Raw genomic sequence first — 22,568 nt, 5'->3', positions numbered from 1 at the left:
CCAGGACGGCAGCAAGCGGCGTCAGGAGACGCGCACGACCAGCTTGCCGAAATTGCGACCTTTCAGCAGGCCGATGAAGGCCTCCGGCGCCTTCTCCAGGCCCTCGACCACGTCCTCGCGGTAGCGGACGCGCCCCTCCTGGATCCAGCCGCCGACCTCCGTGCGGAAGATCTCGGCCTGATCGGCGAAATCCCACACGATGAAGCCCTGGATGTGCAGGCGGTTGGTCAGGACCGAGCGCATCAGGCCCGGCAGGCGGTCGGGGCCGGCCGGCACCTCGGTGGCGTTGTAGGCCGAGACGAGGCCGCAGACCGGGATCCGCGCGAAGGGGTTGAGCAGCGGCATCACGGCGGCGAAGACCGCGCCGCCGACATTCTCGAAATAGACGTCGATCCCCTTCGGGCAGGCGGCGGCCAGCGCCCCCGGCAGGTCCTCGCCGCGATGGTCCACGGCGGCGTCGAAGCCGAGTTCCTCGGTAAGGTAGCGGCACTTGTCCGGTCCGCCCGCGATTCCGACGGCGCGGGCGCCCTTCAGCTTGGCGATCTGCCCGACGAGCGAGCCCACCGGCCCCGCGGCGGCCGCGACCACCACGGTTTCGCCGGCCTTCGGCCGGCCGATGTTGAGGAGGCCGGTATAGGCCGTCATGCCCGGCATCCCGAGCACGCCCAAAGCCGTCGAGGGTGGCGCGACGCCGGGGTCGACCCGGCGCGAGCCCTTGCCGTCCGTGACGAAGTACGTCTGCCAGCCCGCGAAGGCGGTGATGAGGTCGCCGACAGCGTAGTCCGGATGGTTCGAGGCCACGACCTCGCCCACCGTCTCCGCGGTGATCGGCGCGCCGATCTCCACGGGCGCCGCATAGGATTTCGCGTCGCTCATCCGGCCGCGCATGTAGGGATCGAGCGACAGCCAGCGCGTGCGCAGCAGGACCTGGCCGGGGCCGGGCTGCGGCGCCGGTACCTCCTCCAGGCGGAAGTTCTCGGGGCGCGGCTCGCCGTGGGGGCGCGAGGCCAGGACGATGCGGCGATTCATGGCGGTCATGGGTAAACTCCCGGAGACTGGCTGCCCGTCCGGATCTGGGGCGCCAATCGGCCCCCGCAACGGCGTCGGGCGATCTCCGGGGCGGATCGCGCGTTGTCCCGTCTCAGGATTCGGAGGCCCGGTATGCGCGGAACGGCACTCGGCCTTGGATTGGCGGCCCTGACCGCGACCGCCTCGGCGGCGCCCCTCGATGCCTATCGGGACCGCGTCCGCGTGCTGGTCCTGTCGGCGCCCGACGCCGCGGACGCGCAGCTCAAGGCGCAGCGCGCCGCCCTGGGTCCGGTGCGCGACGGTGTCGCCGAGCGCGATCTGGTGGTGCTGGAGGCGGTGGGCTCCGGCGCCGAGGCGCAAGCGCTGCGCGCCGCGCTCGGGCTGCCGGCCGACAGCTTTCGGGCCGTCCTCGTCGGCAAGGACGGGGGCGCCAAGCTCACCGCCGCGGCGCCGATCCCGCCCCAGAGGCTGTTCGCCACCATCGACGCGATGCCGATGCGGCGCAGCGAGACGCGGGACCGCAGATAGGTCTAAAATCTTACAATCGGATGTGCGCGGCGGCGGCCATGGACACCAACGGTTAAGCCTACCGACCTATCACCGGATCGTGTCGACGGCCGCATTCCGGCCGTCCGTTGAGGCCCGCCAGGACGTTCCCACGAGACGCTCGAAACGATGAACCGACACCATGTTGCCGACGCCATCCGCCGCCTCGTCGCCTCGCAGGTCGAGGATATCGAGCGCGCGGTCCGCGACGGTCACAAGACCATCGCGCTGAACGAGCTGGCGGATCTGAACCGCCAGCTCAAGGCCTTCGCGGCCGCCCTCAAGAAGGCGCCCGCCCGCATCTGAACCGATCCCCGCGCCCTACCAGCGCGGCCCATCCCAGTGTGAACCGCCCCAGCGCGGCCCGCCCCAGCGGCGGGGCGGGACATCCTCCGGGGGCGGAGGCGGCGGGGGCGGGCCGCGGTCGAAGCCCGGCTCGTCGCAGACCCGCACCCGGCGCACGACCGGCGCGCCGTCCGGATCGAACCGGCGCCGGACGAATTCCCAGCACGCCTCGGGGGGCGCCGCGGTGAAGCGCGGCCGATGGAACTCCGGCTCGGGGCGCGGCGGCGGGGGAGGCGGGGGCCGGTGCTCCAGCTCCTCCTGGGGCGGGCCGCCCCAGCGATGATCCGGCGGATAGGGGCCGTCGAAATCGGCGGCCAAAGCCGGGCCGGCGGCGAGAAGCAGGGCCAGAAGGCCGATGCGGATGGGGAAACGACGGGCGGGCACGGTGGGCCTCGGCGTGATCCGGCGCGCGGGTATCGCGGCCATCATTACCGGAGAGTGCGCCCGGCCGCCTGAACCGCCCCCTGGATGCCGTGTTGGCCGCCGTTCAGCCGGCTACTTCTGCATCGCGTTCACTTCGCATTGCGCGTACTCGCCGCTCGCCTTCACGTAGGCGTTGAGCTTCTGCAGGTAGGCCTCGGCGATCGGCCGGAAGGCCTGCGCCTGCAGGTTGTAGGCCTTGATCGCGTCGTTGTAGCTGTAGGCCTCCCAGCCCGGGCAGCCTTCCTTGGTGTCGAGGCAGGCCGGCTTGTCCGGCAGCGCGGGCTTGGCCGGGCGTGCGGAGGCCGGCGGCGGCCCGGGCGGGGTGCAGGTTGTTACGACCGCCGGTGCGGCTGCCGTCGGGGGCGCGGCCTTGGCGGGTTTCGCGGGGGAGGCTGGGGGCGTCGCGTTCGGGGCCGCCTGGGCGGCGCTGGATACGAGCAGGCCCGCGATGAGGAGAAGGGTGCCGCGCATGGCGTCCTGAACACTCCGCTGCGACCCCGGGCCGTCGATGGCGGGGGCCGGCCGCGAGTTCTGCGGCATCAGGCCCGCGGCGACAAGGGTTTCGGCAAAGCTTCCTGGGGTGCGGGCCGCCGGGCCGGGGAGGCCACCCGCCCGCCGGCAGGCTGGCGCGTCGCCCGCTTTCCGCGCACGAGCGCCATCGCGGGCAGGGACAGGCCGATCGCCAGCACCCACCAGGCCGGCCGGATCGGGCCGGAAAAATCCAGGTTGGCGGCGAGCACGAGGCTCGCCGGGACGCCGCTGGCGAGCCCGTACCACGCCGCCTCCAGGCCCGCGGTGGCCAGCCCGGCGAGGATCGCGAGCAGCAGCAGCGACCACGGCCGCTCCGGCCCCTTGAACCGCCGCATCACCCGCCAGCCCATCAGCAGCAGGAACAGCCCGGCCGAGAAGACCGGGTCGGTGACGTCGATCTTCGATTGCAGGAAGTAGTGGACGAGCGCCAGCACCGCGATCGTGTAGACGATCCGGTGGAGCCGGTGCCAGTTCGGGCCCAGGTTGCGCACGGCTGCGTCGGTCGATGTCAGCCCCAGGGCGATCAGGCCGATCAGCGCCACGAAGCCGATCGTCAGATAGAGCCGGAGCGCGATCTCCGAGACGATCTTGGTGAGGATCAGGTTCTGGTCGACGGCGTAGAGGGTGAGGTGCGCGACCGCGTAGGCCATCACGGTGATGCCGAGCATGCGCCGGACGCCGATGACCTTCGGCCAGTCGGCGATGCGGCGCAGCGGCGAGATCGCCAGGGAGAAGAGCAGGAAGCGGACCGCCCATTCGCCGGTGGCATGGATCAGCGCGGTGATCGGCTTGGCGCCGAGCGCGTCGAGCCGATAGGCGGCGGCGAGGTAGAGCGCCGGCGCGATGCAGCCCGCAAACACCGCGAGCTTCAGCCAGGAGAGGCGTCCGGCCCGGTCGAGCCAGGGGAGGGGAATGCCGAGGGAGCCGGCCAGGCGGTCGATCATGAGTCGCGAACGGGGCTTCGATCGGGGGGATGGAGCGCGAACAGGCCCCCGGAAACGACTGTCTCCGGGCGTCGGTGCCGCCACGGGTCGGTTCGCCGCGGAGCCGCCACGGTTACAGGGCGGATTGACCTGTGTGGTTGACCTCGACTGCGCTGCGGCAAGATAGCGGGACGACGGACACCGGATGGATCCCATGCAGTACCGCACTCTCGGCCGCTCCGGCCTCAAGGTCTCGCCGATCTGCCTCGGCACGATGATGTTCGGCGGCCCCACCGACGAGGCCACAGCCGGCCGCATCGTCGCCAGCGCCCGGGAAACGGGGGTCAACTTCATCGACACGGCCAACGTCTACACGGACGGCCGCTCGGAGGAGATCACCGGGCGCGCCATCAAGGCCGAGCGCAATGCCTGGATCCTGGCCACCAAGGTCGCCAACCCGACCGGCCCTGGCGTCAACGACCGCGGCCTCTCGCGCGTCCACGTGATGAAGGCCGCCGAGGACAGCCTGCGCCGGCTCGGCACGGACTTCATCGACATCTACTACCTCCACAAGGAGGACCACGACACGCCGCTGGCCGAGACGGTCCGCGCCATGGCCGACCTCGTGCGGGCCGGCAAGATCCGCCATTTCGGCGTCTCGAACCACCGCTCCTGGCGGGTCGCCGAGATCTGCCGGCTCTGCGACGAACTGGGCATCGACCGGCCGGTGGTGAGCCAGCCCTACTACAACGCCTTCAACCGCATGCCCGAGACCGAGCACCTGCCGGCCTGCGCGCATTTCGGGCTCGGCGTCGTGCCGTACTCGCCCCTCGCCCGCGGCGTGCTCACCGGCAAGTACGATCCCGACGCGCCGCCGCCGGCCGAATCCCGTGCCGGTCGCCAGGACACGCGGATGATGCAGACCGAGTGGCGGCCGGAATCGCTCCGTATTGCCCGCACGCTCAAGGAACACGCCGAGTCCCGCGGCATCACGGCCGGCCAGTTCGCCACCGCCTGGGTGCTGAACAACCGCCTCGTGACCGGCGTCATCGCGGGCCCCCGGACGGAGGCGCAGTGGCAGGAATATCTCGGCGCCCTCGACTACGCCTTCACCCCGGAGGATGAGGCGCTGGTGGACGGGTTCGTGGCGGCGGGGCACCCGACGACGCCCGGCTACAACGATCCGGCCTATCCGCTGGAGGGGCGGGTGCCGCGCAGCGGCTCAGGCGCCTGAAAGCAGCCCATTTCCAAACCATTCCCCTCATCCTGAGGTGCGAGCGCAGCGAGCCTCGAAGGAGGGCTCCAGGGATCCTGGAGCCATCTGGAGTACTCCTTCGCTGCCTCCGCTCTCGCTTCGGCGCCTCAGGATGAGGCCGAGATTTGGAAGAACCAGGCCGCAGGGTGCGCCGGATCCGTCTTGCGCTTCCGACCAAGGCTCGCTATCTAACGGTCATCAGTTCTGATGGCAGTCGAGAGGCTGCGGTTCGGGAGTGGGCCCCACCGGGTCCGCTCTTTTTTTTCGCCGCACGTCTCTTTCGTCGAACGCCCGCGGGCGGGCCACGCAGAACGCCGCGAAGGGTGTTCACCACCACACATGTCGTCCGAGATCGAAGCGGATCTGTCCGAGAAGCGCCTCGTCCGAGAGACGGGCGTCGCCGCGCGCGTCGCGCAGGTGATCGAGGGGCCGCTCCAGGGCCTCGGCTTCCGGCTGGTCCGGGTGAAGATGTCCAACATCAACGGCTGCACCGTGCAGATCATGGTCGAGCGGCCGGACGGCACCCTCACCATCGCGGATTGCGAGACGGTGAGCCGCACGATCTCGCCGCTCCTCGACGTCGACGATCCGGTCGGCGGCGCCTACAACCTCGAAGTGTCCTCGCCTGGGATCGACCGGCCGCTGGTGCGGGTCTCGGATTTCGCCCGCTGGGAAGGCTACGAGGCCAAGGTCGAGCTGAGCCCGGCGCTGGACGGGCGCAAGCGCTTCCGCGGCATCCTCGGCGCGCCGGATCTCGACAGGCAGATCGTCCCGATCGACCTGCCCGACGTGAAGGAAGGGCTGCCGAGCCGCATCGAGCTGCCGCTCAAGACCCTCGCCGAGGCCCATCTCGTCCTCACCGACGAGTTGATCCGCGAGTCGCTCCGCCGCGGCGGGCCGCCCGCCGAAGACGCGGCCGATGAGGCCGAGGATGACGCGCCGGCCGAGGAGCAGGCGGCGCCCGTGCGCCACGCCTTCCGCCCGCAGGGGCCGAAGAAGGCCAGCCCTGCGGCCAAGACCCAGAAACCGGCGCGGACCGGTCCCAGGAAGCCGGTGATCAGCAAGGCGTCCCGGCTCAAGGATCGCGACTCGCTGCACTGAACACGCCAGGGCTGGTCCATGCGGCCGGCCCAGAGAATTTGACGGAAGAGAAGGACCGACACCGATGGCCGTCGTCAGCGCCAACAGGCTCGAACTCCTCCAGATCGCCGACGCGGTGGCCCGCGAGAAGGTGATCGACCGCTCCATCGTGATCGACGCGATGGAGGAGGCGATCGCCAAGGCCGCCCGCTCCCGCTACGGCGCCGAGACCGACGTTCACGCCGAGATCGACAACAAGACCGGGGCTTTGCGCCTGTCGCGCCACCTCCTGGTGGTCGACGAGGTGGAGAACGACGCCCGCGAGATCACCCTGGATCAGGCCCGCCGCTACAACCCCGGCGCCCTGGTCGGCGACGTGATCTCCGACACCCTGCCGCCCTTCGATTTCGGGCGCGTGGCCGCGCAATCGGCCAAGCAGGTCATCGTCCAGAAGGTGCGCGACGCCGAGCGTGCCCGCCAGTTCGACGAGTACAAGGACCGGATCGGCGAGATCCTCAACGGCATCGTGAAGCGCGTTGAGTACGGCAACGTGATCGTCGATCTCGGCCGCGGCGAGGGCATCGTGCGCCGGGACGAGATGATCCCGCGCGAGACCTTCCGGCCGGGCGACCGCATCCGCTCCTACCTGTTCGACGTGCGCTCTGAGGTCCGCGGCCCACAGATCTTCCTGTCGCGCTCGCATCCCCAGTTCATGGCCAAGCTGTTCGGCCAGGAAGTGCCCGAGATCTACGACGGCATCGTCGAGGTGAAGGCGGTGGCCCGCGATCCGGGCTCCCGCGCCAAGATCGCGGTGATCTCCCGCGACGGCAGCATCGATCCCGTCGGCGCCTGCGTCGGCATGCGGGGATCCCGTGTGCAGGCGGTCGTCGGCGAATTGCAGGGCGAGAAGATCGACATCATCCCGTGGTCGGAGGACGAGGCGACCTTCATCGTCAACGCCCTCCAGCCCGCCGAGGTGGTGAAGGTGGTGCTCGACGAGGAGGCCGACCGCATCGAGGTGGTGGTGCCGGACGACCAGCTGTCGCTGGCGATCGGCCGCCGGGGCCAGAACGTGCGCCTCGCTTCGCAGCTCACCGGCTGGGACATCGACATCCTCACCGAGGCCGAGGAATCGGAGCGCCGCCAGAAGGAGTTCGCCGAGCGGACCCAGGTGTTCATGGAGGCGCTCGACGTCGACGAGACCGTGGGCCAGCTGCTCGCGGCCGAGGGCTTCCGCAACGTCGAGGAGATCGCCTACGTCGACCTCAACGAGCTGTCCGGTATCCAGGGGCTCGACGAGGAGACCGGCGCCGAGATCCAGGCCCGCGCCCAGGATCACCTCGCCCGGATCGAGCAGGCGCACGACGCCCGCCGCACCGAACTCGGCGTCTCCGACGATCTGCGCGAGATCGAGGGCATCACCACGCCCATGATGGTGGCGCTCGGCGAGAACGACGTGAAGAGCGTCGAGGATCTGGCGGGCTGCGCCACCGACGACCTCGTGGGCTACACCGAGGGCCGCGGCCCGGAGGCTGTCCGCCACGCCGGCTACCTCGACGGGTTCGACCTGTCCCGCGCCGAGGCCGAGGCCCTGATCATGGCTGCCCGCGTCAAGGCCGGCTGGATCGAGGCCCTGCCGGAGCCGGAGGCCGAGGAGGGTGCTGAAGAGGGCGCTGCAGAAGGTGCCGAGGGCGAGGAGGCCACCCCCGCCCAGGCCGAGGCCTGAGGCGGACGGGAGCGGCGGAGGCGCGGTGAGCGAGGTCGAAGCGATTCTGCCCGAGGGCGGACCGGAAGCCGGGGGGCTCGATGCCGGCCCCGGCCGCCGTGCGCCTGAGCGGACCTGCATCGTCACCCGCGTCGCCCAGGCGCCGGAGGCGATGATCCGGTTCGTGCGCGGGCCGGACGGCCGCGTCGTGCCCGACCTGCGTGCCCGGCTTCCCGGCCGCGGCGCCTGGGTCAGCGCCCGACGGGACGCGGTCGCCACCGCCGTGCGCAAGAACCTGTTCTCCCGGGCGTTCAAGGGACCGGCCCCGGCCGATCCCGACCTGCCGGACCGGATCGCCGTGGGACTCCGCGAGGATCTGCGGCAGGCGATCGCGCTCGCCAACAAGGCGGGCTGCCTCGTGGCCGGCTTCTCGAAGGTCGAGGCGGCGATCGGCGGCCAGCCCCGCGCGGTGGCGGTGATCCACGCCGCGGAGGCCAGTGCGGATGGGCGGCGCAAGATCGCTTCGGCCTTGTACCGGCGTCACGGTGAGGCCATGTCAAGGATACCGATCATCGACGACCTGTCCGAAGATGAATTGGACATGGCCTTAGGTCGGGATCATGTGATACACGCTGCGCTCGTCGCAGGAGCCGGAGCCGCCGGCTGCCTGTCGCGTTGGCGTCGGCTACGCTCCTTCGAGGGCGCCGCCGCGGCGACCGGGGAGCCCGATCCAGCCCGAATCGGCGGGGTCGATGAAGCCTCACGTTGACGACGCAGGACTATTTTGACTGGCGCCACCGGGCGTCGGTTCACGGGACGATGGAAACCCTCAGGGTTCAGGCTGAATGAGCGATACGAACAACCCGGGCGACAAGACTCTGAATCGGACTTCCCCGAAGCCGCTCGGCCTCAAGCGGCCGATCGAGGCGGGCACCGTGCGTCAGAGCTTCTCCCATGGCCGCTCCAAGCAGGTCGTGGTCGAGACGGTGAAGCGCCGTGTCATCGGCGCGGCGCCGGCCGCACCCGCCCGTGAACCCGCCCCCGCAACCACCCGCCCGGCGGCCCCCACGCCGACGGCGCCTCCGCCCCGCCCGGCCCAGCGCGCCGCCTCAGGCGTCGTCCTGCGCACGCTGAGCGAGCAGGAAAGCGCGGCCCGTGCAGCGGCGCTGGCCGACGCGCAGCGCCGCGAGGCCGAGGCCCGCCGCAAGGCCGAGGCCGAGGCCGAGGCGCGCCGCAAGGAGGCCGAGGACCAGGCCCGCCGCGAGCGGGAGGCCGCCGAGGCCCGCCGCCGCGAGGAGGAGGAGCGCAAGGCCGCCGCCGCGGAGGCCGCGCGCGCCGCCGAGGAGGCTGCCAAGCAGGCTGCCGCGGAGGCGGCGAAGGCCGCTGCCGCGCCGGCACCTGAGGCTCCGGCACCTGCTCAGCCGGCGCCTGCCCAGGCGGCGCCTGCGCCCGCGCGTCCGGCTCAGGCCCCCGCCCAGCCCGCAGCGGCTCCGGCCGCCGCCCGCCCGGCTTCTGCCGCGGCGCCGGCTCGTCCGGCCGCCACGACGGCGCGTCAACCGGATGCCGCCCGCCCGACGGCTGCCCGCCCGGCACCGGGGGCCGCGCCGACGGCTGCCGCGCGCCCGCCGCTGACGCCGCGCCCGTCCACCGGTGAGCCCCGCAAGACCATCACGGCCGATTCGCGTAAGCCGCGCGATCTCAACTTCATGGCCCGCCCGGCTCCGGCCCCCGAGCCGGAGAAGAGCGCGACTCCGACCACCGCCGCGCGTCCCGCCGGCGCCGGCGCCGCAGCGCGTCCCGCCGGTCGCGCCACGCAGACCAACGAGGACGAGTCCGAGACCAAGCGGGTGATCCGCCGTCCCGGCATGCCGCTCAAGATCATCACCCCGCCCAAGACACCGAAGTCCCCGGGCGGCGACCGCAACCGCGGCCGTCTGACGATCGCGACGGCGACGTCGGGCGAGGAGGAGCGCACGCGTTCCGTCGCCTCGTTCCGCCGCCGCCAGCAGCGCATGAGCGGTCGTGGCCATGTCGAGCAGAAAGAAAAGCTGTCCCGCGAGGTGACGATCCCCGAGACGATCACCATCCAGGAACTCGCCAACCGCATGTCGGAGCGGGCCGTGGACGTGATCCGGATGCTCATGAAGCAGGGCCAGATCCACAAGATCACCGACGTGATCGATTCGGACAGCGCGCAGCTCATCGCCGAGGAGCTCGGCCACACGGTGCGGCGCGTCGCCGAGTCCGACGTGGAAGAGGGCCTGTCCTCCGACGAGCCGGATCTGGAGGAGGATCTCGATCCCCGTCCGCCGGTGGTCACCATCATGGGCCACGTCGATCACGGCAAGACCTCGCTGCTCGACGCGATCCGCAAGGCCAACGTGGTTGAGGGCGAGGCCGGCGGCATCACCCAGCATATCGGCGCCTATCAGGTCGCCTCGCCGTCCGGTGACATGATCACCTTCATCGACACCCCGGGCCACGCGGCGTTCACGTCGATGCGCGCCCGCGGCGCCAAGGTCACCGACATCGTGGTGATCGTGGTGGCGGCCGATGACGGCGTCATGCCCCAGACCATCGAGGCCATCCAGCACGCCAAGGCGGCGGGCGTCCCGATGATCATCGCGGTCAACAAGATCGACAAGCCGGATGCCAAGCCGGAGCGGGTCCGCACGGAGCTGCTGCAGCACGACATCCAGGTCGAGTCGATGGGCGGTGAGACCCTCGAGTTCGAGGTCTCGGCCAAGACCGGCGACGGTCTGCCGGAGCTTCTGGAGGGTATCCAGATCCAGGCCGAGATCATGAACCTGCGCGCCAACGAGAAGCGCGACGGCGAGGGTACGGTGATCGAGGCCCAGCTCGACCGCGGTCGCGGCCCCGTGGCCACGGTCCTGGTCCAGCGCGGCACCCTGTTCACCGGCGACATCGTCGTGGCGGGCGCCGAGTGGGGCCGCGTGCGCGCCCTGATCGACGACCTCGGCGAGAACGTGCAGTACGCCGGACCTTCGGTCCCGGTCGAGGTGCTGGGCTTCAACGGCACGCCCGATGCCGGCGACCGCGTGACCGTGGTGCCGAGCGAGGCCCGCGCCCGCGAGGTCACCGAGTACCGCGCCCGCCAGAAGCGCGAGCGTCAGAACGCCCGGACCGGCGGCGCCAACCGCTCGCTCGTCGACATGATGCGCGACCTCAAGGAAGGCGCCGGCCGCAAGGAGCTGCCGGTCGTCATCAAGGGCGACGTGCAGGGCTCGGTCGAGGCGATCTCGGGTGCGCTCGAGAAGCTCGGCAACGACGAGGTCGCGGCCCGCATCCTCCTGGCGGGTGTCGGCGGCATCACCGAGTCGGACATCACCCTGGCGCAGGCCTCGAAGGCGGTCGTGATCGGCTTCAACGTGCGCGCCCTCAAGGAGGCCCGCGAGGCCGCCGAGCGGTCCGGCATCGAGATCCGGTACTACAACATCATCTACGACCTCGTGGACGACATCAAAGCCACGCTCTCGGGCATGCTGCCACCGACGTTGCGCGAGGAGCGCCTCGGCGAGGCGACCATCCAGGAGGTGTTCGAGGTCTCGAAGGTCGGCAAGGTCGCCGGCTGCCGCGTCCAGGACGGTATCGTGGAGCGCGGCGCCCATGTCCGCCTGATCCGCGACAGCGTGGTAATCCACGAGGGCAAGCTGAAGACGCTCAAGCGCTTCAAGGACGACGCGAAGGAAGTCACCTCCGGCCAGGAGTGCGGCATGGCCTTCGAGAACTTCGAGAACATGCGCGCCGGCGATACGATCGAGTGCTACCGGGTCGAGGAGATCCGCCGCACCCTCTGACGCTCCGGATTCGTCTGGACAGGGCGGTCGCGGCACCTGCCGCGGCCGTCTTTCTTTTTTCCAGGACGTGAGCCGGCCGCCCCGCGGTGCCGGCCCGAGACAGAATGGCCCAGAAACCGACCACCACCGGCCCCTCGCAGCGCCAGCAGCGCGTGGCCGAACTCATCCGTCATGCGCTCGCCGAGGTGCTTCAGCGCGGCGACATCCAGGATCCGGTGCTCGGCACGCATGTCGTGACCGTGCCGGAGGTTCGGATGTCGCCCGACCTGAAGCTCGCCACCGCCTACGTGATGCCGCTCGGCGGCCTCGACGAGGCGCCGGTGATCGCCGCCCTGGAGCGCCACCGGAAGGTGCTGCGCCAGGAGGTGGCGCGGCGCGTGAACCTGAAATTCGCGCCCGAGCTGCGCTTCCGCCGCGACGAGACGTTCGACGAGGCGGCGCGCATCGACCGGCTGCTGCGGGACGAGCGCGTCCAGCGCGACCTCGGTTCGGAGCAGGATGACGACGAACCGGAGACCGGACCGGGACATTGATCCCGGACGCCGAACGAGAAAGGGACGGGGCTCGACCCCGGGGGGACGCGAGGACATGACGGTTTCCATGGAAGATCATCCGCCGGCCGAGCGCCCGGCGCCTGCCCCGAGCGCTGAGCTCCGGGGCCCCGAGGGCCGCCGCCCGCAGCGCGGCCCGCGCCCCGACCGGCCCAAGCGCCGGGACGTGTCGGGCTGGGTGATCCTCGACAAGCATGTCGGCATGACCTCGACCCATGCGGTGGCGGTGGTGAAGCGCGCCTTCAACGCCAAGAAGGCCGGCCATGCCGGTACCCTCGATCCGCTGGCCTCCGGCATCCTGCCGATCGCGCTGGGTGAGGCGACCAAGACCGTCCCCTTCGTGATGGACGGCCGCAAGGCCTACCGGTTCACCGTCCAGTGGGGCGTCGAGACCGATACCGACGACGCCGAGGGCCGCCCGGTGGCGACCAGCGAAGCCCGGCCGGACCGGGCGGCGGTGGAGGCGGCGCTGCCGGCCTTCGTGGGCGCCATCGAGCAGGTGCCGCCGCGCTACTCGGCGATCAAGATCCAGGGCGAACGCGCCTACGACCTCGCCCGCGAGGGCGAGATCGTCGAGCTGGTCGCCCGGCCGGTGCAGATCGACCGCCTCGCCGTGGTCGAGCATGACGGCGAGCGCACGGTGATCGAGGCCGAGTGCGGCAAGGGCACCTACGTCCGTGCCCTCGCCCGGGATCTCGGCCGGATGCTCGGCTGCTACGGCCACGTGGCGGCGCTGCGGCGGACCCGCGTCGGGCCGTTCTCGGAAGCCGAGTCCTGCCCGGTCTCGATCCTGGCGGAGGGCACCCCCGAGGCGGCGCTCGCCTATCTGCGGCCGGTCGAGACGGCCCTCGACGCGATCCCGGAGGTCGCGGTGTCCCGGGATCTCGGCCTACGCCTGATGCGTGGCCAGCCGGTGATCCTGCGCGGCCGCGATGCCCCCGTGGCCGGCAAGGCCTTCGCCACCTGCGCCGGCATCCTGGTGGCCGTCGGCGATGTGGAGCGCGGCGAACTGGTGCCGCACCGGGTATTCCATCTCGGGGGAACGGCGCCGGGCCGCGGGGCGTAGGGCGCCCGCTCGCTCACGTCAGACCACGCGACCTCCGCTGCGTGCGGAGGCTACGACGGTCACACATCCCCGGCTGACATCGCCGCCGGCGGCAGAGCGCGACAGGCCCCCCCTCCCGCACGGGAGAGGGGACCCGCGCTCGACCCTGAATCGGCGTGGCCCGCCCGGTTGTGTGAGCCCCCTAGCCCGCACGGGGGAGGGGACCTGCGGAACCCTGTCTTCTCTCTCGATCCGCACCCTTCGCAGCCCCCCGCCCACCCACCTGAGGCGCGTGCGCGCAGGCGGAACGAACCTCGGCCGTAAAACTTTGGCCCCGCGAACGACCGGGGGGTTCAACGATGCGCGAATTGGCCTGCGATGTGGCGGTGATCGGCGCCGGAACGGCGGGTATCGCCGCCTATCGCGCCGCCACCGAAGCCGGTGCCCATGCGGTCCTGATCGAGCGCGGCCCCGGCGGCACCACCTGTGCCCGCGTCGGCTGCATGCCCTCCAAGCTGCTGATCGCGGCCGCGACCGCCGCCCATGCGGCGCGTAACACCGACCTGTTCGGGGTTCGCGTGTCTGAGGTCGCGGTGGATGGGCCGGCTGTGCTGGCGCGCCTCCGGGCCGAGCGCGACCGCTTCGTCGGCAGCGTCTTCGAGGGCCTGGAAGATCTGCCGGAGGAGGCCCGCATCCGCGGCAGTGCCCGCTTCCTGGACGGTCAGACCCTCGCCGTCGGACAGGAGATGCGGGTCCGGTTCCGGACCGCCATCATCGCCACGGGATCGAGCCCGACCGTCCCGAAACCCCTGCGCGGCCTCGGCGATCGCCTCCTCACCACCGATACCCTGTTCGAGATCCCCGATCTCCCGGACTCGCTGGCCATCCTCGGGGCCGGCGCGGTCGGGATCGAGATCGCCCAGGCGATGTCACGGCTCGGCGTCGCCGTGACGGTGCTCGACGCCGGCGACACCATCGCGGGCTTGAGCGAGCCGAGTCTCACCCGGCAGGCTGCCGAGATCTTCGGCGCCGAACTGGACTTGCATCGCGGCGCCACGCTGGAGAACGCCGAGCCGGAAGGGGAGGGGGTGCGCCTCGATTGGACCGATCGCCACGGATGCGGGCAGGTGATGCGGGCCGCGCGGGTGCTGGCCGCCGCCGGCCGGACGCCGAACCTGGACGATCTCGATCTCGCCGCGGCCGGTTTGCGCCTCGGCGAGGACGGCGTCCCGGATTTCGACCACAGCACCCTGCTCTGCGCCGGGGCGCCGATCCTGATCGCGGGCGATGCCGATGCCTGGCGGCCCGTGCTCCACGAGGCGAGCCGCCAAGGTCGAATCGCGGGCGCCAATGCCGCGGCCCTGGCCGCCGGGCGGCCGGTGGAGGCGGTGACGCCCTGGACGCGCCTGGCCATGGTGTTCACCCAACCGCAGGCTGCCGCCATCGGTGCGCCCTACGCGCCGGACACTGACGATTGCGTGATCGGGACGATGGATTTCTCAGGCCAGGGCCGCGCCCGCGTCGAAGGCCACAACCAGGGCGGTCTCCGGATCTGGGCCGATCGGGACGGGCGGCTGATGGGCGGCGAGATGTTGGGCCCTGCCGTGGAGCACCTCGCCCACCTCCTCACCTACGCGGTCGCGGACGGGTTGACGGCTCAGGACGTCATGGATCGACCGATCTATCACCCGACCGTCGAAGAAGCGCTGACGACCGCGCTGGCGGACATATCGCGGACCAAAAACAAGTGCTGATCTTGTCGCGATCGCGAGCATTGCGCTCGATCCGTCTCACCGCCATACCCGTCCTATGAGCTGCTTGGGTTCCTGATGCCGCCGAGTCCGGCCGACGACAGCACGATTGACCTCGATGCGCTCGCGCCCGATGCGATCGACCGCCTGGATCAGGGGGTGATCGGCCTGGACGCGGCGGGCGCGGTCGTGGCCTTCAGCGAGGGCGCGAGCGTGCTCTCAGGCTTCGCGCGCGAGGCCGTGCTCGGCCGCGATTACTTTCGCGATGTGATGCCCGGCGCCAACGTCCCGAATTTCCGCGGTCGCTTCCTCGCGGGCGCACGCCGCGGTGCCCTGGACGAGCGGTTCGACTACGTGTTCGGCCGGGTGCCGCAGCCGCTGCGCGCCCGGATCCACATGCGCCACGGCACGATGGCGGGCGGCCCGCCGGTGACGTGGCTGACGATCGACCCCCTCGAGAGCCTGGGCGCCGGCCTGTCGCGGGAGGCTGTCCTGGCGGCGATCGGGAGGCGGGTCCGGGCCGAGCCGGTCGATGCCAGCCTGTGCGAGCGCGAGCCGATCCACATCCCGGGCTCGATCCAGCCCAACGCCGTGATGCTGGCGGCCGATGCCGGCAGCCTGAGGGTTCTCGCCTACTCGGCCAATGTCGATGAGATCGTCGAACCGACCGAGCCGCCGCTCGCGGGGCGGCCGCTGGCCGAGATCCTGCCCGCGGGCTTCGTCGAGACCGTTCGGTCCCGGCTCGCGAACGAGACGCTGGATGACGGCCGCTCGGTGCGCGCCCGCCTCAACCTCCCGGGCCGCGACGCGACCTACTACGCGGTGGCCCACGCCCATGCCGGGCGGCTGATCGTCGAGCTGGAGCGGGAGCCGGATTCGGCCGCCGATTTCGCCACCGCCAGCCAGGTCGACACGGAGCTCGCCGTTGGCCGCCTGCGGCAGGCCGAGACCCTGGCGGATGCCGCCCGGATCGCCGCCCTGGAGATCCGGGCGCTCACCGGCTTCGAGGCCGTGCTGGTCTACCGGTTCGACGTGGACTGGAACGGCGAGGCGGTGGCCGAGGACAAGACGCGCGACTGGTCGCGCAGCCTGCTCGGCCTGCGCTTCCCCGCCTCCGATATCCCCGCCCAGGCGCGCGCGCTCTACACCAAGGCCAAAAGCCGCTTCGTGATCGACCGTGACAGCGTGCCGGTGGGACTGGTGTCGGCCGCAGGCGCCGGCAACGGCCCGATCGACCTGACCTTCGCGCAGCACCGGACGCTGTCGCCGATCCACCTGGAGTATCAGCGCAACCTCGGCGTGAACGGCTCCATGTCGATCTCCATCATGGTGGAGGGGCAGCTCTGGGGTCTGATGATCGGGCATCACCGCCGCCCGCACTACGTCACGCCGGAGACGCGCTCGGCCGCCACGGTGCTGACCGACGCCTTCGCCATGCGGGTTGAGGAGATCGAGTCCCGCCGGCTCTGGGCCGAGCGGCAGGCGCATCTCGACGTCGAGGGCCGCCTCGTGCGGCGGTTGACCCGCTCCGATGATTTCGTGGCCGCCCTGACCGATGGCGGGACCACGCTGCTCGATCTGTTCAGCGCCACGGGGGCCGGCATCGTCTCGGCCGGGCAGGTCACCCTGATCGGTCGCACGCCCCCGGCGGATCTGGTGACGGCGATCGCGGGCTGGCTGCGGACGCAGATTCCGACGGGCGAATACAGCTACAGCAGCAGCAGCTTCACCGCCGCGTATCCGGACGCGGCCCCGCACCGCGAGATCGCCAGCGGGCTGCTCGCCACCTTCGTGGATCAGTCGCGCGAGAACCTGCTGCTCTGGTTCCGACCCGAGGTGCCCAGCACGGTCACGTGGGGCGGCGATCCGCGCAAGCCCGTGCTCGCCGGCAGCGGCCCGGTGGCGGTGCTGCCGCGGCGCTCGTTCGAGCGCTGGGTCGAGGAGCGCACCGGTTTCGCGGCCCTCTGGGCCGAGTGGCAGATCCAGCTCGCCGGCTCCCTCGCGGAGGCCGTGGAGGGCGTGGTCCTGCGCCAGCGCCGCAAGATCGACGAATTGACCGGCCTGCTCGTCGAGAAGGAGCGGCTGCTGGAGCAGAAGGATCTGCTCACCCGGGAGATCGATCACCGGGTCAAGAACTCGCTGCAGATCGTCTCGGCCTTCCTGCAGATGCAACGCCGCCAGATCGCGGACGGCGAGGCCCGCCAGGCCTTCGCCGACACCTCGGCCCGGGTGATGAGCGTGGCGCGGGTGCATGACAGCCTGTATCAGGCCGAGCGCGTGGACGAGGTCGATCTCGGCCAGACGATCGAGAACCTGTGCAACGATCTCGCCGAGCTGGCCGGCGAGGGCCATGCGGTCGACCTGACCGCCGAGCCGGGCCTGATGGTGCCCTACCGCAAGGCGGTGGCGCTCTCGCTGATCGCCACGGAACTCGTGACCAACGCGTTCAAGTACGCCGCCAACCCGACCGGCGGCGGCCGCGTCGAGGTCAGCGTCTCGGCCTCCGGCCCCGGCGAGGTGCAATTGCGGGTCTGCGATGACGGTGCCGGCCTGCCCGACGACTGGGCCGACGCCAAGGCCCGCGGCAAGGGCTCGGGGCTCGGCATGAAGCTGATCCGGGCGATGCTCGACCAGATCAACGCCAAGCTCCACGTCGCCAACAATCCCGGCGCCTGCTTCACGATCACCGCGTGAGCCCCGCCAACCCGATCCGGCGCGACGGCCTGCATGCGCGCCTGCGCGCGGCCACCGACCCGGCGCATCGGGCCCTGGAGGCCGGCCTCGACTGGCAGGCGCGGGTGGCGACGCGCGCGGGCTATCGCGACCTTCTCGCGCGGCTCCACGGTTTCCACGCCACCTGGGAACACGCGATCGGCGCGCAACTCGCCGACGAGCCGTTCCTGGCACCCCGGCGACGCCTCGCACTGCTCGCCGCCGACCTCGACCATCTCGGCCTCGCCCCGGCGGCGGTCGCGGCGCTGCCGCGGCCCGGAGCTGTCCGGCTCGACGGTCCCGCCGCGGCGACGGGGGCGCTCTACGTGCTGGAGGGCTCGACCCTGGGCGGCCAGCTGATCGGCCGGCACATCGCGGGCCTGCACGGGTTCGGCGAGACGGGCCTCGCCTATTACCGGGCCCACGGCCCCCGGACCGGGGCGATGTGGGCGGCCTTCCGGGCGCGGCTGGAGGCGTTCGGTGACGACTCGGATGCGGAGGCCTCGCTGACCGAAGCGGCGGTGGCGACCTTCGCGGCGATGCGGATGTGGCTCTGCGGGCCGCATGACGTGCCGGCTGTGGGCTGACTTCCACTTAATCGCCCATCAGCGCGTCGCGTTCAGCCTTCAGGTGGACGATCAGCCGTTCGGCGAGGCGGCTCGTCGGTCGACCGGCCGGGCGCAGCAGAAACGTCTCGATCGGCGCCTCGGGCCGGAACGGCCGCAGCACGATCGGCAAGCCGGTCAGCTCCCTTGCCGGCAAAGGATCAACGATCGCGATGCCTAGGCCCTGGGCGACCAGCCCGCAGCGCGCGGCGGTGTATTCCGCCATCAGGGCGAAGCGGGGCGTCACGCCGGCTTCCGCGAAGGACGCCTCCACGCTGGGTTGCACCGATCCGCCCCCCGCCGAGATCAGCGGCAGCCCGGCCAGATCCTGGGCGGTGACGATCCGCTTGCGCGCGAGGGCGTGCCGCCGCGGCAGCGCGCAGACGGCCGCCATGGTGAGGAACGGCTCGGCCTCCACCGCCGCATAGCCCGATCGGGGCCGGGCGAGGCCGAGATCGCACTGGCCCGAGGCCGCCCAGGACCAGATCGTGTCGGGGCTCGGCACATGGACCGAGACGCGCAGCCCCGGGCATTCGGCGTCGAGGCGCCTGAGCGCCCGGGGGAGCAGCCGGGACGCCAGGGAGGGCGGGCAGGCGATCCGCAGCGAACCGGTGCCGCGCTTCCGGATCCCCCGGGCGGCGTGGTGCAGGTGATCCAGGCCCGCGAAAGTCTGCGCGACCTCATGGGCGAAGGCCTCCCCCCTCGGGGGTCGGGATCGCGCTGCCGTGGCCACGGACGAAGAGCGGGAAGCCGAGATCCGCTTCCAGCTGGGCGATGGCGCGGCTGACATGGGGCTGGCCAACGCCCAAGGCCTGCGCGGCCCACGTCAGGCCGCCGTGGCGGATCACGGCGCGAAACAGGTCGAGATGGGCCGGGTTGATCATGCCGATCCTGGATGGAGACGCGGCGTTCGGGCATTTGACGGCATGGCTGCGCGCGTCCGTCAATGGCGGTCTGATTCAGCCCCCGAAAAGGTCCGTCGATGCTCGCCCTCGTGCTCTCCGCCCTGCTCGCCGTCCTGGCGGGCGCCGGCCTCGTCGTGCAGCAGATCCTGAACGCGAACCTGCGCGGGGGGCTGGCCTCAGCGGCCTGGGCGGGGGTGGCCAGCTATACGGTCGGCCTCGCCTGTATGGCGTTCCTGGCCGCCGCGCTACGCGATCCCATGCCGGTCGCCAGCATGGCCGGCCGCATCCCGTGGTGGACGTGGAGCGGCGCGCTGTTCGGGGCGATCTTCATCGGGCTGGCAATCGTGCTCGTCCCGAAGCTCGGTGCGGCGACCTTCTTCGCGCTGCTGGTGACGGGCCAGATGCTCGCCTCGGTGCTGTTCGACCAGATCGGCCTGCTCGGCCTCGCGCAGCGGCCCATCGACCTGCCGCGCCTCGTCGGGGTGGGGCTGCTGATTGGCGGCGTCGTGCTGATCCGGCGGTAGGGAAGGGGAGCCGACCCTATCGGGCGCACCCTGTCCCGGACGCCTGGACTGCATTGGACGGCGATCCGGGAACCCGCACAGGAGGCGGCGCGAAAGCGGCACCGAATAGGGAGGCTGCGCGGCTTCGCGCGCTGGATCCCGGGCCGCATTCCGCTTCCGCTCCATGCGCCCGGGAAAAGGGAGCCCGATCCGGTGCGGGCGCTCCTACGGCGTCTCCGCCAGCAACCCGTCCACGAAGGCCGCGAGGCCCGTGCGGCGGGCGCGCTTCAGCCGCTCGGCCGCCAGGATCCCCTGGAGCGCCTGGAAGGCGTTCTGCAGATCCTCGTTGACGATGACGTAATCGTACTCGACCCAGCGCTGGATCTCGGTCCGGGCGTTGGCGAGGCGCTTCTCGATCGTCTCGGCCGAATCCTCCGCCCGGCGCTCCAGGCGCTGGCGCAGCTCGGCCATGCTGGGCGGCAGGATGAAGACCGTCACCACGTCCTGGGCGAGCTTGGAGCGGACCTGCCGCGTGCCCTGGTAGTCGATGTCGAAGATCATGTCCCGGCCGGCACCCAGCACCTTCTCCACCGGGCGGCGGGGGGTCCCGTAGAAGTTTCCGTGGACCTCGGCCCATTCGAGCAGGTCGTCGCGGGCGCGCAGATCCTCGAAGGCTTCACGGTCGATGAAATGATAGTGTCGTCCATCGATCTCGGAGGGGCGCCGGGCGCGCGTGGTCACCGAAATCGACAGGTCGAGCGCCCAGGCGGGATCCTGCGCCACGGCCCGCGTGAGCGTGGTCTTGCCCGCCCCCGAGGGCGAGGACAGGATCAGGATCAAGCCGCGCCGGGCGATGGAGTCCGAGACGTTGCCGGCCGGTTCGGTCATCGGCGTGGCTCCGCGGTGTTGCGCATCCGTATCCTCACGTCACTCGATGTTCTGGACCTGCTCGCGGAACTGCTCCACCACGGCCTTCAGGTCGAGGCCGATCCGCGACAGGCTGATGTCGTTGGCCTTGGCGCCCAGGGTGTTGGCCTCTCGGCCGAATTCCTGGGCCAGGAAATCCAGGCGCCGGCCGATCGCGCCGCCCGCCGCCAGCAGCTCGCGCGCGCTGGACACATGGGCCCGGAGGCGGTCGAGTTCCTCGCGCACATCCGCCTTGCCGGCGAGCAGCATCGCCTCCTGGTGGAGCCGGTCCGGGTCGAGGCCGCTGCTGCCGAGCGCCGCGATGGCCGCCTCGAGTCGGGCGCGCACCGCCGCGGGTTGCCGGGCCGGGTTGTCCTCCGCGGCCTGTGTCAGCGCCGCGATCCGGTCGACCTGAGCGGTGACGATCTGCTCCAGCTGGCGCCCCTCGGCCCGGCGCGCCGCGACGAGATCCGCCACCAGCCGAGCCGCGCTCTCGGTGAGATCCCGGGTGAGGGTCTCGCTGTCGACAGCCTCGTCCTCGATCTCGACCACACCGCGCAGGCCGAGCAGCCCGTCCATCGTGGCGGGGGCCACGCCCTCGGGCACCGGCACCCGGGCGACCGCCTGGGCGAGGCTCGCCAGCAGGGCCTCGTTGATCCGCACCCGCGCGGCGGCCTCCGGCTTGGTCAGGGTGAGGGTCAGTTGGCACTGGCCGCGGGTGAGGACCTTCTGGAGCGCGGTGCGGGCGGCCTCGCCGGCTCCGTCCTGGCCGGCCGGCACGCGGACGCGCACCTCGAGGCTGCGCCCGTTGACGCTGCGGACCTCCCAGGCCCAGTGGACCGATCCGGTCGCGCCCGCGATCCGGGCGAAGCCGGTCATGCTCGCGATTTCGGCCATGGCGACCCCCGTTGCGGAGAAGATCGGCGCCTGTAGCACGGATCGTCCCGCCGGGAAGAGACAGTGTGCTGATCCGGGCCGGCATTCGCGGGCAGGACCGTCAGACGGCCTCGTAGAACAGGATGCGACCCGCCGGTTGCAACTGCTGGAGCGGTTCGAAATCCGCCACGTTGGCCTTTAGCAGCGTGCATCCGGTTTTCAGGGTCTGCAGATACAGCGTGCAATCATGCAGGGCCTTCATCCGATGGTGCCGCGCATAGCCGCGCAGACGGCACAGGATCCGGGCCACGACCGCCGCGTCGGTCAGGACTTCCTGATCCGGCACAGAGAGGCGGTGAAGCGGAATGCGGTCGAGCGGGGTACGGATCACCCCGACATGTCGCGCCGTGTTGGGATGCGCCGGGTCCAGGACGCCGATCCTATGCAGCGCTTCCTGTGTGGCAACGACGCTGTGATGGACGGTGCGGGATCGCAGGAGGCCTCCCGGTGCGGGCGGCGTGCGTCCCATGGGGCCGTGGATATAGACGCTGGTGTCGAGCATCAGCGGGCCGCCTGCCGCCGGGGCCGCGGCAAGGAAGGGCAAGCTGGCGCGCGGTCGCGGTTGAATCTGCCTCAAGTCGTGACGGGTGCTGAGCTTCCCCGCCCAACGCGAGATCGGAAACACGGCTCAGAAGCCGAGATCCAGATCCGGATCGAGCTGACCCTGCGTGCGCTCGAACGCATCCGCGAACGAGTCCTCGGCCACGAGGTTTGCGCGTGCGACGGTGAGAAGGTCGGTGTTGGAACTGAGGCCGGTCCGCTTTTTGGCCTGCTGGATGAGGCTGGCCGGCAGGCGGGTTCCCACCTGCTACCGCTCACCCTGGTCCAGCCCCGTTCGCACAACGTGCTCGCGCAGGGCATCGATCACCGGCACGAGGGCGGCATCGGCTGCTCCCGGCGCAATCGATCCACCGCCCGATCCCGTCTCCCGACGCACCGCTCGTTTGGGCATCGTCCCGCCGGGCTGTTTAACAGATCGCCGATACCGCTCACACAGGC

General features: G+C 71.3%; 21 protein-coding genes and 1 pseudogene. 13 read left to right on the top strand and 9 right to left on the bottom strand.

Annotation, left to right across the window (positions count from 1 at the left end; translation table 11 throughout):
• Positions 1-21 precede the first annotated feature (21 nt).
• Positions 22-1,038, bottom strand: a complete 1,017-nt coding sequence (locus tag MKK88_RS12540; RefSeq protein WP_244000114.1) for an NADP-dependent oxidoreductase — start codon at positions 1,036-1,038, stop codon at positions 22-24.
• 123 nt (positions 1,039-1,161) lie between these two features.
• On the opposite strand from MKK88_RS12540, the gene MKK88_RS12535 reads away from it, so the two are divergent.
• Entirely contained in the window at positions 1,162-1,557 is a 396-nt protein-coding gene (locus MKK88_RS12535) for a DUF4174 domain-containing protein (RefSeq protein WP_244000112.1), read from the top strand.
• Between the two features lie 147 nt (positions 1,558-1,704).
• Complete coding sequence (locus tag MKK88_RS12530; protein WP_244000110.1) at positions 1,705-1,881, top strand: hypothetical protein; 177 nt, start codon at positions 1,705-1,707, stop codon at positions 1,879-1,881.
• A 15-nt stretch (positions 1,882-1,896) separates the two neighbouring features.
• Here the strand turns inward: MKK88_RS12530 and MKK88_RS12525 are convergent, their stop codons facing one another.
• The 3 genes from MKK88_RS12525 to MKK88_RS12515 all read right to left on the bottom strand — a co-directional run bounded on the left by MKK88_RS12525 (position 1,897) and on the right by MKK88_RS12515 (position 3,818).
• A complete protein-coding gene (locus MKK88_RS12525) occupies positions 1,897-2,304 on the bottom strand; it encodes a hypothetical protein (RefSeq protein WP_244000108.1) in 408 nt (135 codons plus the stop codon).
• A gap of 111 nt (positions 2,305-2,415) precedes the next feature.
• Positions 2,416-2,814: a hypothetical protein gene (locus MKK88_RS12520; RefSeq protein WP_244000107.1), complete on the bottom strand. Its 399-nt coding sequence runs from the start codon at positions 2,812-2,814 to the stop codon at positions 2,416-2,418.
• A gap of 68 nt (positions 2,815-2,882) precedes the next feature.
• Positions 2,883-3,818 carry a sulfite oxidase heme-binding subunit YedZ gene (locus tag MKK88_RS12515; RefSeq protein ID WP_244000105.1) on the bottom strand — a complete coding sequence of 312 codons (936 nt, stop codon included), beginning with the start codon at positions 3,816-3,818 and terminating at the stop codon, positions 2,883-2,885.
• Between the two features lie 193 nt (positions 3,819-4,011).
• Between MKK88_RS12515 and MKK88_RS12510 the strand changes: the two genes are divergently transcribed.
• The 10 genes from MKK88_RS12510 to MKK88_RS12465 all read left to right on the top strand — a co-directional run bounded on the left by MKK88_RS12510 (position 4,012) and on the right by MKK88_RS12465 (position 18,301).
• Complete coding sequence (locus MKK88_RS12510) at positions 4,012-5,031, top strand: aldo/keto reductase (protein WP_244000103.1); 1,020 nt, start codon at positions 4,012-4,014, stop codon at positions 5,029-5,031.
• Positions 5,032-5,391: 360 nt separating this feature from the next.
• Entirely contained in the window at positions 5,392-6,153 is a 762-nt protein-coding gene (gene rimP / locus MKK88_RS12505; RefSeq protein WP_244000101.1) for a ribosome maturation factor RimP, read from the top strand.
• Between the two features lie 64 nt (positions 6,154-6,217).
• Positions 6,218-7,858 carry a transcription termination factor NusA gene (gene nusA / locus MKK88_RS12500; RefSeq protein WP_244000099.1) on the top strand — a complete coding sequence of 547 codons (1,641 nt, stop codon included), beginning with the start codon at positions 6,218-6,220 and terminating at the stop codon, positions 7,856-7,858.
• Positions 7,859-7,883: 25 nt separating this feature from the next.
• Positions 7,884-8,606 carry an RNA-binding protein gene (locus MKK88_RS12495; protein WP_244000097.1) on the top strand — a complete coding sequence of 241 codons (723 nt, stop codon included), beginning with the start codon at positions 7,884-7,886 and terminating at the stop codon, positions 8,604-8,606.
• 76 nt (positions 8,607-8,682) lie between these two features.
• A complete protein-coding gene (infB, locus tag MKK88_RS12490) occupies positions 8,683-11,655 on the top strand; it encodes a translation initiation factor IF-2 (RefSeq protein ID WP_244000096.1) in 2,973 nt (990 codons plus the stop codon).
• A gap of 104 nt (positions 11,656-11,759) precedes the next feature.
• Complete coding sequence (rbfA, locus tag MKK88_RS12485) at positions 11,760-12,188, top strand: 30S ribosome-binding factor RbfA (RefSeq protein ID WP_244000094.1); 429 nt, start codon at positions 11,760-11,762, stop codon at positions 12,186-12,188.
• A gap of 67 nt (positions 12,189-12,255) precedes the next feature.
• Positions 12,256-13,272 (top strand): tRNA pseudouridine(55) synthase TruB, encoded by a 1,017-nt coding sequence (gene truB, locus MKK88_RS12480; RefSeq protein ID WP_244000092.1) that lies wholly within the window; start codon positions 12,256-12,258, stop codon positions 13,270-13,272.
• A gap of 338 nt (positions 13,273-13,610) precedes the next feature.
• The gene (locus tag MKK88_RS12475; RefSeq protein ID WP_244000090.1) at positions 13,611-15,005 is read left to right on the top strand and encodes a dihydrolipoyl dehydrogenase; all 1,395 of its coding nucleotides are present in this window, start codon (positions 13,611-13,613) and stop codon (positions 15,003-15,005) included.
• A 75-nt stretch (positions 15,006-15,080) separates the two neighbouring features.
• On the top strand, positions 15,081-17,696 hold the full coding sequence (locus MKK88_RS12470; protein WP_244000088.1) for a histidine kinase dimerization/phosphoacceptor domain -containing protein: 2,616 nt from the start codon (positions 15,081-15,083) through the stop codon (positions 17,694-17,696).
• Positions 17,693-18,301: a biliverdin-producing heme oxygenase gene (locus tag MKK88_RS12465; protein WP_409566652.1), complete on the top strand. Its 609-nt coding sequence runs from the start codon at positions 17,693-17,695 to the stop codon at positions 18,299-18,301. The genes MKK88_RS12470 and MKK88_RS12465 overlap by 4 nt, the downstream gene beginning before the upstream one ends.
• Before the next feature lie 7 nt (positions 18,302-18,308).
• Here MKK88_RS12465 and MKK88_RS12460 read toward each other — a convergent pair.
• Positions 18,309-19,203 (bottom strand): annotated as a pseudogene (locus tag MKK88_RS12460) (LysR family transcriptional regulator).
• Between the two features lie 98 nt (positions 19,204-19,301).
• Here MKK88_RS12460 and MKK88_RS12455 point away from each other — a divergent pair.
• A complete protein-coding gene (locus MKK88_RS12455) occupies positions 19,302-19,748 on the top strand; it encodes a DMT family transporter (RefSeq protein ID WP_244000086.1) in 447 nt (148 codons plus the stop codon).
• Positions 19,749-19,952: 204 nt separating this feature from the next.
• Here MKK88_RS12455 and gmk read toward each other — a convergent pair whose 3' ends face one another.
• From gmk to MKK88_RS12435, 4 genes are all read right to left on the bottom strand, one after another.
• Positions 19,953-20,615, bottom strand: a complete 663-nt coding sequence (gene gmk / locus MKK88_RS12450; RefSeq protein WP_244000084.1) for a guanylate kinase — start codon at positions 20,613-20,615, stop codon at positions 19,953-19,955.
• A gap of 39 nt (positions 20,616-20,654) precedes the next feature.
• Entirely contained in the window at positions 20,655-21,530 is an 876-nt protein-coding gene (locus MKK88_RS12445; RefSeq protein WP_244000082.1) for a YicC/YloC family endoribonuclease, read from the bottom strand.
• A gap of 100 nt (positions 21,531-21,630) precedes the next feature.
• Positions 21,631-22,071, bottom strand: a complete 441-nt coding sequence (locus MKK88_RS12440; RefSeq protein ID WP_244000080.1) for a DNA-binding protein — start codon at positions 22,069-22,071, stop codon at positions 21,631-21,633.
• Between the two features lie 126 nt (positions 22,072-22,197).
• Entirely contained in the window at positions 22,198-22,374 is a 177-nt protein-coding gene (locus MKK88_RS12435; protein WP_244000078.1) for a hypothetical protein, read from the bottom strand.
• Positions 22,375-22,568 lie beyond the last annotated feature (194 nt).

Source organism: Methylobacterium sp. E-005 (genome assembly GCF_022829725.1).
Taxonomy (GTDB): Bacteria; Pseudomonadota; Alphaproteobacteria; order Rhizobiales; family Beijerinckiaceae; genus Methylobacterium.
The sequence above is the reverse complement of the archived record's forward strand: the minus strand, read 5'-3'. Positions and strand labels throughout refer to the sequence as shown.

What these genes read in the sequence shown, in the direction of transcription:
- MKK88_RS12540 (WP_244000114.1), bottom strand. Translation starts at nt 1,038, where the DNA reads ATGACCGCCATGAATCGCCGCATCGTCCTGGCCTCGCGCCCCCACGGC.
- MKK88_RS12535 (WP_244000112.1), top strand. Translation starts at nt 1,162, where the DNA reads ATGCGCGGAACGGCACTCGGCCTTGGATTGGCGGCCCTGACCGCGACC.
- MKK88_RS12530 (WP_244000110.1), top strand. Translation starts at nt 1,705, where the DNA reads ATGAACCGACACCATGTTGCCGACGCCATCCGCCGCCTCGTCGCCTCG.
- MKK88_RS12520 (WP_244000107.1), bottom strand. Translation starts at nt 2,814, where the DNA reads ATGCGCGGCACCCTTCTCCTCATCGCGGGCCTGCTCGTATCCAGCGCC.
- MKK88_RS12515 (WP_244000105.1), bottom strand. Translation starts at nt 3,818, where the DNA reads ATGATCGACCGCCTGGCCGGCTCCCTCGGCATTCCCCTCCCCTGGCTC.
- MKK88_RS12510 (WP_244000103.1), top strand. Translation starts at nt 4,012, where the DNA reads ATGCAGTACCGCACTCTCGGCCGCTCCGGCCTCAAGGTCTCGCCGATC.
- rimP (WP_244000101.1), top strand. Translation starts at nt 5,392, where the DNA reads ATGTCGTCCGAGATCGAAGCGGATCTGTCCGAGAAGCGCCTCGTCCGA.
- nusA (WP_244000099.1), top strand. Translation starts at nt 6,218, where the DNA reads ATGGCCGTCGTCAGCGCCAACAGGCTCGAACTCCTCCAGATCGCCGAC.
- infB (WP_244000096.1), top strand. Translation starts at nt 8,683, where the DNA reads ATGAGCGATACGAACAACCCGGGCGACAAGACTCTGAATCGGACTTCC.
- rbfA (WP_244000094.1), top strand. Translation starts at nt 11,760, where the DNA reads ATGGCCCAGAAACCGACCACCACCGGCCCCTCGCAGCGCCAGCAGCGC.
- truB (WP_244000092.1), top strand. Translation starts at nt 12,256, where the DNA reads ATGGAAGATCATCCGCCGGCCGAGCGCCCGGCGCCTGCCCCGAGCGCT.
- MKK88_RS12475 (WP_244000090.1), top strand. Translation starts at nt 13,611, where the DNA reads ATGCGCGAATTGGCCTGCGATGTGGCGGTGATCGGCGCCGGAACGGCG.
- MKK88_RS12470 (WP_244000088.1), top strand. Translation starts at nt 15,081, where the DNA reads ATGCCGCCGAGTCCGGCCGACGACAGCACGATTGACCTCGATGCGCTC.
- MKK88_RS12455 (WP_244000086.1), top strand. Translation starts at nt 19,302, where the DNA reads ATGCTCGCCCTCGTGCTCTCCGCCCTGCTCGCCGTCCTGGCGGGCGCC.
- gmk (WP_244000084.1), bottom strand. Translation starts at nt 20,615, where the DNA reads ATGACCGAACCGGCCGGCAACGTCTCGGACTCCATCGCCCGGCGCGGC.
- MKK88_RS12445 (WP_244000082.1), bottom strand. Translation starts at nt 21,530, where the DNA reads ATGGCCGAAATCGCGAGCATGACCGGCTTCGCCCGGATCGCGGGCGCG.
- MKK88_RS12440 (WP_244000080.1), bottom strand. Translation starts at nt 22,071, where the DNA reads ATGCTCGACACCAGCGTCTATATCCACGGCCCCATGGGACGCACGCCG.